This window comes from Occallatibacter savannae (assembly GCF_003131205.1).
Lineage (GTDB): Bacteria > Acidobacteriota > Terriglobia > Terriglobales > Acidobacteriaceae > Telmatobacter > Telmatobacter savannae.
This window is the reverse complement of sequence record NZ_QFFY01000002.1, coordinates 67,049-80,468: the sequence shown is the minus strand read 5'-3', so window position 1 is coordinate 80,468 and position 13,420 is coordinate 67,049. Positions and strand designations below refer to the sequence as shown.

Annotated in this window: 7 protein-coding genes; 5 read left to right on the top strand and 2 right to left on the bottom strand. The window is 56.8% G+C overall.

Annotated features, from left to right (window positions below; all coding sequences use genetic code 11):
• Positions 1–257 precede the first annotated feature (257 nt).
• From DHV10_RS07835 to DHV10_RS07815, 5 genes are all read left to right on the top strand, one after another.
• The gene (locus DHV10_RS07835; RefSeq protein WP_109485812.1) at positions 258–464 is read left to right on the top strand and encodes a hypothetical protein; all 207 of its coding nucleotides are present in this window, start codon (positions 258–260) and stop codon (positions 462–464) included.
• 914 nt (positions 465–1,378) lie between these two features.
• Complete coding sequence (locus DHV10_RS07830; RefSeq protein ID WP_162601310.1) at positions 1,379–4,801, top strand: TonB-dependent receptor domain-containing protein; 3,423 nt, start codon at positions 1,379–1,381, stop codon at positions 4,799–4,801.
• A gap of 13 nt (positions 4,802–4,814) precedes the next feature.
• A complete protein-coding gene (locus tag DHV10_RS07825; protein ID WP_162601309.1) occupies positions 4,815–6,176 on the top strand; it encodes a PIG-L family deacetylase in 1,362 nt (453 codons plus the stop codon).
• 93 nt (positions 6,177–6,269) lie between these two features.
• Positions 6,270–7,511: an MFS transporter gene (locus tag DHV10_RS07820; RefSeq protein WP_109485809.1), complete on the top strand. Its 1,242-nt coding sequence runs from the start codon at positions 6,270–6,272 to the stop codon at positions 7,509–7,511.
• A 446-nt stretch (positions 7,512–7,957) separates the two neighbouring features.
• On the top strand, positions 7,958–9,013 hold the full coding sequence (locus DHV10_RS07815; protein WP_162601307.1) for an alpha-L-fucosidase: 1,056 nt from the start codon (positions 7,958–7,960) through the stop codon (positions 9,011–9,013).
• 944 nt (positions 9,014–9,957) lie between these two features.
• Here DHV10_RS07815 and DHV10_RS07810 read toward each other — a convergent pair.
• Together DHV10_RS07810 and DHV10_RS07805 are read right to left on the bottom strand one after the other, a co-directional pair.
• Positions 9,958–11,124 carry a VWA domain-containing protein gene (locus DHV10_RS07810; protein ID WP_109485807.1) on the bottom strand — a complete coding sequence of 389 codons (1,167 nt, stop codon included), beginning with the start codon at positions 11,122–11,124 and terminating at the stop codon, positions 9,958–9,960.
• Positions 11,121–13,415, bottom strand: coding sequence for a DUF5682 family protein (locus DHV10_RS07805; protein ID WP_109485806.1), 2,295 nt, complete (start codon positions 13,413–13,415; stop codon positions 11,121–11,123). The genes DHV10_RS07810 and DHV10_RS07805 overlap by 4 nt, the downstream gene beginning before the upstream one ends.
• Positions 13,416–13,420: the final 5 nt, after the last annotated feature.

Below are 13,420 nucleotides of genomic sequence, written 5' to 3'. Positions count from 1 at the left end.
GTGAGCTGATAGGACTAACCTCACAATAGTGCATGCGCTTGAACCCGGTGGTTCCGAGTTCGAGCATTGAGTCCGCTGCGAAGCGGGCTCTTTGTTTTCGCGATGACTGACTCGGCTAACTAGAGCTTTCCCGTTTAGCCAGTGCAAGCCTTGCTTCACGTAGTTCGTTTTCAATTCCCAGCTGATCGGAACGGGTCCAGCGTTCGACGACGATTATGCACGTGACATTGGAAAGACGAGATCGCTAACGTGTATGCATGGCCGCCTTTAAAGATTCGCGCATAACTGAATTGAAGCGCCAAATATCTCTGCTTAGAAACGAGGAAGAGCGGTTGCGCTGGATCATTTCGTCTGAATTTGTCAGTGACAAATTGAAGGACCGGGCGCGACGCGATCTCCAATCGGTACTGGAAAACCTCTTTGCGGCAGGCCACGAGTTGAAGCAGTTGGAGGAAGTGCTATGAACCTTATTCTCGACCGACCAAGGATGTGCTAGAAGTACATCGAACGGATGCCGATACATGGCCAGCCGCTCTGGAATCGAAAATCATCTGGTTCTGGCACGCCTCTCAGGTGATAAAGAGGACCGGAGGATTTCTGAGCCGGAGCTTGGAAAGCAGCTGTGAGGGCTGCAATGAACAATACGACCGTAAGCCGCTGGTAGGCCCGTAACCGATTGGTCCTCATGTAAGGCATACCTCGAAGCGCGAAATGATCAACCGATGTTACAGGACCTGGCCTTAAAACTCGCCTGACATGTCTGTGCGGCACACGTTGTGAGTAGCCTCGGGAGTCGGTAAAGTGGAACGCCGGTGAGAGTGGACCCCATCTCGAAGTGGCGGAAACCCGACGATCGGGCAGCACTTTCGACAGCTGTGAGGATTAGTGAACCCGATACCCTGGCGGGCAAACAAGAGATGAACGAAGATTGCGCGTCCCTTGGCGGCTTCGGTATTGGGATTAAGTGAGTAGCTTGGGTTCACGTCAGGTTCACTTCACTCCTCGGGGGTTGAGCGCGAACGTTAAGGCCCGGGTCATGAATTCCGCACATGGCATATACCGACCAAATGACGACAACTTCCGATCCAGGATGATCTATGCGAGAAGAATACAGTGTTCAGGGTTCGGCGCAGGGTGTTGTTCGGTGTGTTCGCCCCATATTGACAAGCAATCGAATGCGTCCTAACATCCGTTCATGTTTTGCTGTGTTCCCGCAAACATGCCGCACTTGCTTGAGTCTAAACGGGCTCCAAGCAGAACTGTGCCAGGCGATCTTCTGCTGCCCTTTTGTTGATTCCGGCGCCCTTCCCAACCTCTGAAAGCCCGCACACCGACTCGTTCAACCGGCCATCTTCGTATGGCATTGAGGACCAGCATCATGGTAGTTCGTTCGCTGAAGCGACTCGTCGCTCTTTGTGTTCTATATACGGTTTCGGTCGTGGCTGGCAACGCACAGGCTGTCTCAGGCAACGTGGACGGAACGGTAACAGACTCGTCTGGTGCGGCCCTCCCTCAAGTCCAGATCTCAATTCGCGATTTGGACCGAGGCACAGTCTTCAACGCCACGTCCAATGCGGAAGGCAACTTCTCGCAGATACACTTACTCGCCGGCCGCTACGAAGTGAAGGCGGAACACGTGGGCTTTGCATCCTTTGTCGCGCAGGCAACAGTGGAGGTGGATGCGACAACGCGTGTGGATGTAGTCCTCCGGCCTGCAGGCACGGAGAGCACCGTGTCGGTCAGTGCAGAATCGCCGCTGCTGATGACAGATCGCGCTGAAGTCTCGACGACCCTTACCAACACGGAGATCGAGAAGCTCCCGGTGCTCGATAGAAACGTGACCAACCTTCTGCTTGTCGTTCCCGGAGCTCAGTTGAATTCGTGGCAGCACGCCGCGAGTGAGAACCCTCAGCAAGGGATCCAGGCAAACGTAAACGGCCAGTTCTTCACATCGAACGGGTTCCTACTGGATGGTACCGAGAACGAGAGTGCCATTCTTGGGATCGCTGTGATCAATCCCAACATCGACTCCCTTCAGGACTTTAAGGTAACCACCAGCAACTACGATGCGGAATTCGGTTCGGCTTCCGGCGCTCTGATCCAGGCAACCACCGCATCCGGCACCAACCACTTCCATGGCACGTTGTTTGAGTTTCTCCGGAACAATGTTACCAACTCCTCCGACCCCTTCACCGGTCAGAACCCCCCGATTCGATGGAACCAGTTCGGAGGATCTTTGGGCGCTCCTATCCTTCGAAATCGCGCGTTTGGCTTCTTCGATTACCAGGGAACACGGCGTCGGACGGGTGGTTCGCTGGTCACTACCGTGCCCACTGCGGCTGAGCGAGCCGGCGACCTCACTGCTCTCTTAGGCAGCTACATCTGCGCTGACGGCTCGACCTCCGATGCGCCCTGCAACTCGCCTCTTCTAGTGCCTACAACGGAGGGGAGCCAAATTCCTGCTCGTGCGGGAATGGTGTTCGATCCTTCGAGCGGAGACGCATCGGGTGCGGGCCGAGCCGCATTCACGCAGGGTGGACAACCCAATCTCGTTCCGGTCGCGGCTCCGATTGCGGCTCTTCTGAAGGATTTGCCTTTGCCTAACCGCGGAAACGATGTCTTCAATAACTTCGTATCCTCCGGAAGTCAGCGCTTCGACAGTGGGCAATATGATGGGCGCTTCGACTACGACTTGCACGCTGCATATCACTTGTTCGCCCGCTACACGCTGGCTGATTTCAACAACTATTCGCCAGCGGCGTTCGGTGACCTAGCCGGTGGTCCGTCGGCGTTCAATTTTTCCGGCGATTCCGTTGATCGCAACCAGAGTCTTGCGGTGGGATTTGATCATCCGCTTAGCGGGAGTCTTCAGACAGACTTCCGCTTTGGATTCTTCCGGTACAGAATTCGTGTCCAGCCCAACGGAGTAGGCACGACACCGGCCTCTGACGCCGGGCTCCCCGGCCTTAATACTGGCACTCCCGAAACGAGTGGTATGCCGGCGTTTTATGTTAACGGGAATGGCGGCTTCGAGTTTGGCTACGCGCTGGGCATCAACCAGTGCAACTGCCCCCTGAAGGAGACAGAAAACCACTTCCAGTGGGTGAACAACTGGACCAAGCAACTCGGCAATCACTCCATCAAGTGGGGAGCCGATCTCCGTCGTGCGCAGCAACAGCGGATTCCCAGCGACTCTCACCGGTCAGGCGAGATTTCTTTCAATGATTCCACGACCGGCAGTTCTGATGCCGATACCCTGGCGGGTGGACAGGCAAGCACGGGTTCGGCGCTCGCATCGTTCTTGCTTGGCTCCCCATCCTACTTCGCGCGCTACTTTACAGGCTCTGGCTTTCAGCCAGGGCTTCGCCAGACACGCTTGTTCTTTTTTGGCCAGGACTCCTGGCGCATCACGCCGAAATTTACACTGAATTACGGGCTCCGCTGGGAAGACTATATACCCCAGACAGCTGCCCACCCGGGCGGCGCTGGCAGCTTCGATCCGACTACCGGCGAGGTACTCGCGGCGGGCGTGGGATCAGTGCCCGCGAACATGGGAGTGAAGGCATACAATCTTGGCTTCGCTCCCCGGCTTGGCTTTGCATATCAGTTCACCAGCAAGTCCGTCTTGCGCGGTGGAGTTGGACGCAGCTTCAATCCGAGCGGACTGGGGGCCGTATTTGGTCAGGGCGCGGATTACAACCCGCCGGTCACGAATCCACAAAGCGTTGGACAGCAAAATCCCTATATACCGGACTTCAATCTACTGGCTGGCCCGCCCGCTGTGCCCACACCTCCCGTCGGCACCTCAGGACGCTACCCGTTGCCGGACGGCATCAGCGTCTACTACTACACGTATCCCGCTGACTCGTACCGCATACCTGAGACTTACTTCTGGAATTTCACCATAGAGACTGAGATCAAGCCATCGCTCGTCTATGAGATAGGGTACGTGGGTAATGCCGGACGGCACCTCTTTCTCTCGATCAACCAGAATCAGGCGGTACCAGGCCCGGGAGATTACGACCCGCGTCGTCCGTTCTATGCAAATTTCGGACTGGAGCAGCCACTTTATCAAACCTGCAATTGCGACAACTCGAGCTACCACGGTCTTCAAAGCAAACTCCAGAAGAGAGCTTCTCACGGGCTCGATTTCTTGCTGACATATACATGGTCGAAAGCTATGGATAACTCGGAAGGCGGCGGTGGTTTTGCCAACAACTACGACATTCGGGCAAGTCACGGTCCGGCTTCATGGGATCGAACTAGTGAACTCACCCTGGAACACAATTGGGATTTGCCATTCGGCAACGATCGCTACTGGAAGCTCGGCGGTAACTCTCTGCTGAATGAAGTCGCAGGCGGTTGGCGACTGAGTGGCACGCACAATTTCGGCTCCGGATTGCCCTTTACGCCGACGGTCGCTAACGCACCGCTGCTGAATACCGATTTCAACTACGTCAACGCCGACGTGATCGGCACTCCGAAGGTTTCCGACCCATCTCGCGAAATGTGGTTCAATCCAAGCGCATTCAGTGAACCTCAGACCCCGTTCCGAAATGGCTCTGCACGTCGAGACTCGCTCCGCGGACCCAATCTAGCAGTTTCGAACCTCTCGGTCTCGAAGAACCTTCTTCCGCTCGAGGGCAAGTCGCTAGAATTCCGAGCCGAGGCGTTCAATGTGTTCAATCACGTGAACCTAGGACTTCCGAACTCAACGATCGATGGCTTCGGTGCAGGGCAAATCACCTACGTTCAGGTTGCGATGCGTCAGATGCAGTTTGCTCTTCACTTCAGCTTCTGAGGTCCGTTTGTCAATGCGAGCCCCACATGTCGCTCTCTCGCTGTTCTTCGCTGGCGCCGCCATCATTGGCAGCGCGCAATCTATCAAACCAGTTCCTCCGGACAATCGCTTCAAGGCAGATATCCTCCTCGTGGTCGCTCACCCCGATGACGAAACCGCCGTCACGGGCTACCTGGCGAAAGCGATCTTTGATGAGCACAAGCGCGTCGCGGTCGTCTTTGGAACGAGGGGTGACGGAGGTGGTGATGCGGCGGGCAAGGAACAAGCCGCCGCGCTCGGGGCCAAGCGTGAGATCGAGGCACGTCAAGCTCTAGCTTCCTTCGGCGTAAGCGACGTCTGGTTCTTGGGTGGTCCGGATACGCCGGGACAGGATGTGCTTCGTTCTCTCGAGACATGGAACCACGGTGCTGCCCTGGCGCAGACTGTACGTCTCATCCGGCTCACTCGCCCAGCAGCGATTCTGACCTGGTTGCCGGATTACGTTGCTGGGGAGAATCACGGAGATCATCAGGCAGCCGGAGTCATCGCGACTGAAGCATTTGATCTTGCCGGCGACCCAACAGCCTTCGGCGAGCAGCTGGCGGCGCCCCGCGATCGCAACAACATCGGAAATCTTACCGAAGGCCTCGAGCCGTGGCAGCCCCAAAAGCTTTACTACTTTACGGATGCAACCGACACTAGCTTCCAGACCGGTAAGGGGCCGCGCTACTCCACCGAAGAGCTATCCCCGGCGAAAAACGAGTTTTACTACAAGCTCGCGGCCAACGAGATGTCCTTTCATCTCACTCAGGATGACACGGGCCAAATGGCCGTCCGTGCCATCAAAAGCGGCGACTTTAGCTATTTCAAACAACCTGTCTTGCTCGTTCTGGGTAAGTCCCTAGTCGGTGGACATGTAACCGGAGACGTTTTCGAATCCTTAAGCCCATCCCCCCTTGCATTCTCGGCGGCAAGAGGCTACCGACAGTCAAGCGATGCTCCGCTTTCGATCGAACTGGGCGGACCCTGGAGTTTTTACAGAAAATTTTGGGCGGCGCACGACCTGAAACTTCTGCCCGACCTTCTCCCCGACTTCGGCGTGGAATTAAGTGCGGGCGAGCGGATTCAAATACCGCTTCTGCTCCACAACGACACGGCTAGCGAAGCTACTTTCCAGGTGAATGCTGAGCTTCCGGGCGGCTGGACTGATTTGACGGGCACAGGTGCTTATGAAGTTCCCGCGCACGGCTCTATTCCCTTGTACGTTCGTGCAAAGGTCGCTCCCAACGCGTCGAAGGAGCGCCAATCACTCACCATCAGGGCATCTGCCGAAGGTAATGGCCTGCCCCCACTTGAGCTGCATGTCACAGCCACCAAGGGCTCCTTGCCTCAGTAGCGTCACTCTAAAGCAGGGCATACACGGCACCCACAAACGGCATACTGCTTATGCATTCGAGGAAAGTTTGAGAAACGAGAAACTCTTCGCTGCATGAATCGGACCGGATCGACAAGCGATAACGGTACTACTGAATGGTGGATAATCTCGGGCCTCTGCGGATTCGCTGTGTCAAGCTATCTGGCACGTGCAAACATCTCTGTCGCGTCGGAGAGTATGCGCAATGCACTCCACCTCAACCAGGTGCAGATGGGAGAGATCTTCTCGTCCTTCCTTGCCGGGTACGCTCTGTTCCAGATCGCCGGTGGTGCGATAGGGGATCGATTCGGCCCTAGAATAACTCTGGGTATCTCTGCTCTGCTCTGGTCTGCAACCTCTGTGACGACCGGCCTTGTCCCCCGCCTTTTTGCGTCTTCCACAGCATCCATTCTCATTGCCTTCTGCGCCGTTCGACTGCTGTTGGGTGCGGCCGAGGCCACGACCTTCCCTGTCGGAAACCTGGCGATTCGGATGCGACTGAATCCAAGCCAGCATGCGAGGGGAACATCCGTAATGTTCCTAGGCACCTGCATTGCTTCCGCGGCGACAGGGCCGCTGGTTTCCTATCTCAACACGCGGTTCGGATGGCAAGCAGTCTTCTACTTGACCGCGGCACCACCATTCGTTCTTGGATGTGGGTGGCTCCTCCTCGCACCCGGGGACAACCCTCAGCCGTCATCACGTACGAGTGCTGATCCCGCCGCGAGGCTGGAGGTGCTCAAAATTCTCTCTCGTCGGAATACCGTTCTCCTGGTGATGAGCTACATAAGCGAGGGATATGTGTTATTCCTGTTCGTGTTCTGGATGTACACCTACCTTGTAGAGCGCCGAGGATTCAGCCTCATGAACGCGGGCTGGCTTTCCGCTGCTCCATGGCTGACTGCCCTCGTGCTTACCCCTCTCGGTGGAATAGCCTGCGATCGAGTGAGCCGCCGTTCCGGCAAAGCGTACGGTGCACGAGTGGTAATCGCTACCGGCTATGTAGCCAGCGGAGTGTTTCTATATGTTGCGGCCTATTCGAGGTCGCAGGGGCTATGTCTTTTTGGATTATGCGCGAGTATTGCTTCGCTCATGGCTGCTGAGCCAGGATTCTGGTCATTCGCAGCGCATGTTTCAGGAGACCACGTCGGGCTCGTTTCCGGCGTGATGAATACCGCGGGAATCGTCGGAGGCATCGCTTCTACCTTACTCGTACCAATTCTGGTGCGTTCGCTTGATTGGGGAATAGCTCTGGCCTCAGGAACAGCCATGGCTTTGTTCTGCGCTGCTGTTTGGCTGTTCATCGGCGAGGTGTGAACGACAAGGTCGATCGATTCGTTTTGTTAGTACTGAACTGCTCACATTTCGTCCACGGAGGAATGGATCTCAGCCTGCCATGCGCTTTGCTACGCAATCCGAGCGCGACTGCGAGAGTCTCATCTCGGTTTCACCTGCATCCGACGCCGTGATTGATTGTAGAAGCGGGGCGCTACTATTGCGCACTCCCGTGCTCCAGGAGATTCGATCTGCTGGTTTATCTTGTCCGCCTGCCTAGAAACCGACATGAAAAGGCGTGCGAGACCGGCGGCCACCGGGTCGCGGTCTGTTAATGTTGTAGGCTGAGCGGCAGCGTACATGACGACATTCAAAACAGTTCCAAGGGCTCGCTGGGACTAATTTCAGCAAGGTAAATTTGTGCGGGTGTGAGGCGAAGGCGATCGCGGCCTGCCTCGGACGGAGCTCCGTAGGAAACCGAGGTATGGGTGGATCGACGCCAAGTATTGCTGATGACCGCTCGAGCGGGAGCGGCAGCACTGTTGAAGGACGTGACGCCAACCAGCGCCGCAGCCTCCATTGAGCCGGCGCGTGAGTTGACGCCTGCATTGAAGGTGTACGAGAGCCTTAGGTTCGGGTGTTCCTTTCATTTCGGCATGCCAAACTTTACAGGCAACGATTACGACGTGGGACGCGCGCCCGCGAGCACATACGACCCCACGCATCTCGATGTGCGGCAGTGGATCAGGGTGGCGCACGATCTCGGCGCGAAATATGCGGTGCTCGTTACGAAGTACATGTCGGGATTTTGTCTCTGGCCTGCGAAGGAATACGACTACAGCGTGGCGCAGAGCGGGAACAAGACGGATGTAGTGCGTGCTTTCATCGATGCGTGTCACGAGTACGGATTGAAGCACGGATTTTACTACTGCATTCTCGATCCGCACAACGAGGGTACGTTTGAGAAGTTCGACTGGGATTCGCCGATATCGGACATTTATTTCGAGATTATCAAGCGTCACGTCATCGAACTGCACTCTTTATACCCGAACACCTTCTATCAATTGTTCGATATTCCATGGAAGCTGAAGCCGGCACAGCGTAGGGACCTGTTTCGGCTGGTGAAGGAGCATAGTCCCGACTGCCTTGTCGTGAACAATCAGGGATTCAAGCAGAGCCGCGTGAATCAGGGGCGATTGTGCGATGCGGCGAGCTGGCCATGCGACGTGATCAACGGCGAAGACACACTGCCACCGCTCGAGGGGCACGATGATCATGTGGTGTACGAGAAGCAGCAGTACTACCTGCCGTTTGAGACGTGGTTGCCCACGGGCCCCATTTATCCGCCGATGCCATGGATGCACACGTGGTTCTGGCATCCGTGGTACAAGACGCAGAGCGCCGAAGTGATTGAGAAATCGTACCGGATATGCATGAGCGCGAATGCCAACCTGCTGCTAAACCTGACGCCCGATTGTACTGGCCGACTGCCGGAGGAGCAGGTGGCGACGATGCGGAGGGTTGCGGAGTTGATTCGCAGGTGAAAGGCTTGTGCAGGGACTGAAACTTCGTTGGCAAGGGGCAGCGACTCGGCACGGCCGAGAGACTCGCGCAGAAGGTCTATCGATCTCAGCGGCCCGATGGGCGCGGCACAAGCTTCTGCATCGATGAAGTCGTTCTTGTTGGTCTTAACGTACGGCTTCACGTTGTGCAGGCATCAGAGGCACATCTTGCCCCTGCTCGCGCAGAGCACGTCCCAGGAAGTGCGCTCCTCCACAGGCCTCCATGCCAATTAGGCAGGCATGCGAGTTCGCTGTGAAACGCAGAATCTGATTTCGCGAGCACTTCTTGCGTACCACTACTTCGCCGCGCAGGTTAAGACCAACCAAGTGAAAGCCGTCTTAACCAAGATCAATGCCGATCGTGTGAATCTCCATGGCACGGCTTCTGTGCACCACTTATACCCTCGAGGGGCTGAGCCGGCGAACCATGCCGATGCTTTGACGTTTTGTTCGCCAGCACCTTCGTGCTGACTGAGGCAGCATGGTGGCCAGATTGATACTGATAAACGGGCTTGGCAGAAGTTAAGCCCTGACCGCTTCCCGCGTGAGGAAGAGGGCAAGGGAATCAATTTATGGGAAGTTGCTGATTACAGAATGGTAAGCACGATTGGATTCTCTTCCGTGTCAAGGCTTAGACAATCAGTGTAATCAACAACTCACAACGGCGCTGAAGGCTGCCAAACCACGCCAAACCACGATGAGGCTGACGAGTAGGCCGATCTTTTTACAGGTGAGAATCGACCTAAGCTCGTCCGACAGGACGATAAGAAATGCAATGCTAGACCTGAATAACCCGCAAGCCCGGTTATGCGGATTTCGCGGTCCACTTCTATCCGTGAGCGTTGCGCAATGCGCGACTTAATTGACGGGTATCCAGGCAATGAGCCACTCAGGACGTAAGCACTCTTACACCTGCTGATGAATTTCTAAGCGCCTCTAACCAGGGCTATATTCTTTGAAGCAGCCCACTGCTCGATGTCTCTACCTGTTAATGCAACCGCCATCAGGTCGGGCAACTGATCGGGCGTGCAGCCGAAGACGGGGCAGTGCATGGCTGCGATCTTTGCAGCGTGCTCATTGTTGTAGGCCGGGTGGCCATCATCGGAGAGAGCTAGCAGCACGATCACTTTGACGCCACTCTGCTTCAGCGAAGCGACACGGGCCAGCATCGCTTCCGCGTTGCCGCCTTCGTACAGGTCGCTGATAAGAATGAGGTGAGTCTTGGATGGCTGCTCAATGTGCTGCTCGCAGTAGGCGAGGGCGGCATTGATGTCTGTTCCTCCGCCCAGTTGAACTCCGAAGAGCACGTCAACGGGGTCTTTCAACTGCTCAGTCAGATCAACAATCGCAGTATCGAAGCAGATCAGCTGAATTGCAAGGCCCGGCAACGACGCCAGAACCGCGGCGAAGATCGAGGCGTACACAACGGATGAAGCCATAGACCCCGACTGGTCAACGCACAGCATTACGTGGTCCAGACTCGCGCGAGTCCGAGTGCGACGCTGATGCCCGATCAAGGTCTCAGGAACTACCGTCCTATGTTCGTGCTGGAAGTGCCTGAGGTTTGCGAGGATCGTCCTTCCCCAGTCGATATTCGCGTGCCGAGGACGGCGGGTTCGCTGGGAGCGGTTGATGGCTCCGCCTACAATCTCGACTGTCTTGTGTTCGAGTCGAGTAAGAAGTTCGTTAACGACCTTGCGTACGACCATTCGCGCGGTTTCTTTTGTCTTCTCGGGAATAGCGGATCGAAGTGAGATCAGATCGGCGACAAGGTGAACGTCCGCCTCGAGAGTAGAAAGAAACTCCGGTTCAAGCATCAGCGACTTGAGATTGAGTCGCTCAAACGCATCTTTCTGAATGATCTGTACGGTAGGTGTCGGAAAGAACTCACGAATATCCCCAAGCCAGCGGGAGACCCGCGGTGCAGATGCCCCAAGACCGCCTCTGCCTTTTCGCTGAGATCTCGATTCATAAAGCGCTCCCAGAGCAGCCGATAGCCGCTGATCCTTTTCGGAGAGCTGTGAAGATTCTTCGCCAAGAGCCAGCCGCCACCTGCGCAGGCGCTCCTTCTCGTCGTTCGCGATCTGGGTCATAAAGGACCGCCGGATTCTGCGCTGATTCCGAGGATCTGGAGGAGTAGCGGCAATGCCCGCTCGAACGCGTCACCCGAGGTGCTACCGGAATTGCTGACCATAGTCGACTCGTGCGCACCCTTCCCGATGCGCTCCAAAAGCCGGCGTCGTGCCACGGCGTCGTATGCGGAGAAGCTTCGCCGCAACAGTGGCAATGACTCCGTGAAGTCGTCGTCGCTGAGTTCGCAAAGCCATTCATCGAGCAGCTGTAGGATCGCCTGATCCTGTAACAGAACCTCAGATCCTCCCGCGAGGAAGTTCTCGATGAAAGCGCCTGCCCTCTGTGGGGTCTCGCCTCGCGTGCGTAGCGAGAAAGCTGAACTCACCTGCGGAAGTTCCCACGCTTGCAAGTCGTGGAGCCGGCGAAGGGCGAGTCCTGCGACCTGTGCAGCCACCTGGTCATCTTTCACCATGGTCTCGAGCTGCTGTCGCCACGAACTGGCCAGCGACTCATCTCCAAAGAGATGAAGCGCTTCATCGTAGCTTCCCATCGCGGCAACACGGGCCGAGGCTGCATCATCGTCTAAATTGTGAGAAGCGAGACGGACTCCTGCGTTCACTTCAACGCTGAGAGCATAGATGAGCGATCGCAGCTCTGCTTCGGGAAGCTCGCGCGCTGTTCCATATCGCAGTACCCTGACAAGGGGCGCAACCGCCTGCATGAGCTCGGTGACTTCCCCTGCATCGACCGCCGTCTCCTGCAGTCGGGCGATGCACGCCTTTGCCGCTGAGGGTAGATCGGCTACAAGAGTTGCGCGAATTAGCTCCGCCAGTTCGGAGATGGAAGTCGTCTTCTGGCATCGGTCTATCTGCGCATTGGCAGCTGCCCGCTCGATGGTGCCGCCGTAGACCAACGCTTCGGCGAGAGAGACAGATAGCTCCGGGACCCAGCGCAATCTCCAAATTTCACGGAACGTTCCTCGTCCTGCCTCTGCCTCAATCAGCTTGCCCCAAGGCACATTGAGAATCAGCAGCCTATGCAGCAGCGTGGATTTCAGCAGACCAGCCTCGCTACGCAGATCTATGCGAAGTTCGCTCTCCAGATCCTCCGGCTTGAGCCTCGTCTTTTTCTGCCAGAGTGCCAGGTCGCGCGCCAGGGGCATCTGCGGAACACTGGGATCGATCTCGCCAACCTGCTCGCCGATGTAGAGCTTACGTTCGATGATCCGCAGCGGGACATCTTCGCCATGACAAAGAGAGGCCAGCGCCGATTCCCGCATCTCCTCGAGGCCGGGCATGGGCCGCTCGCGAAGGGCAGCCAGCGTGAGAGACAAACGCGCCGCCTCGATCGCGGATGCGGTAGAAGCAGAGTATCCCTCGCTGCGGAGAAGTGCTGCTGTTCGCGCCTGCCATTGCGCGGCGAAGGCCGCGGGCTCGGTCGTGTCTGGTTGCGTATAGAGCTTCCAGAGGTGGCTGTACCAGCCGGGTGAAATCACCCCTGCGCCGTATCCTGAACCCGCGCTGAGGCGACTATTTGTCCAGGGCACCCACGTGACTTCCACCTTTTCTCGCTCGATGTCTTTTACGAGTACCTTATCTGCGGTTGCGCTCGAATTTTCACGAAGTGCGCTCACGTGCCATGCTCCGACGACTGCGGCCACCGGTCCCTCGCAATCCTTAAGCGCCTGGCGGATATGAATTCGCATCCAAGCCTCGCGTTGCGAATCCTTCAGGCGGGAGCGCTCACTCCTCGTCAAATCTGAATCTGTTCGCACCGCCGTCATTGCCTGCTCAATAGCGGCAAAGACCGCTAGCGCATTCTCTTTCCCGTCGTTCTTACCTTGTCGCCCCACTCTCCCTTGTTCGATCAAGCCGTTCCAGAATGCTTCGCCGTCGGTGAAACCGGCGATCTCTGCCAGAGCGTCCAGAGGGTCAGAATCAACTTGAACCTCGAGCTCTTCGGGATCCTTCTGCTTCGCCGCGATCATTTGATAAATCGTGATTCCGCCCGGCCAGTCGATGAACCGCGCTGGCCTGCCATGCGCAAGGGCCCACTGCATGGCCTGCCATTCCGGCGAGAACTCGGCAAACGGACTGAAGAAAGCCGCATTGGCGTCGGCGCTCGCATGCACCAGCAGAGCGATCGGCGGCTTCATGCCCGGTGCCGCGGCAAACGGTATCAACGGGCCGGCTTCCGGCGTCCCCTCGATGAGCACACACGCTGGATTCAGCGCATCCAGGGCTTGCTTGAGCAGCGCCGCGGACCCCGGTCCATGGTGACGAACTCCGAAGATGTGCAGCCGTTCATCCATTCAGG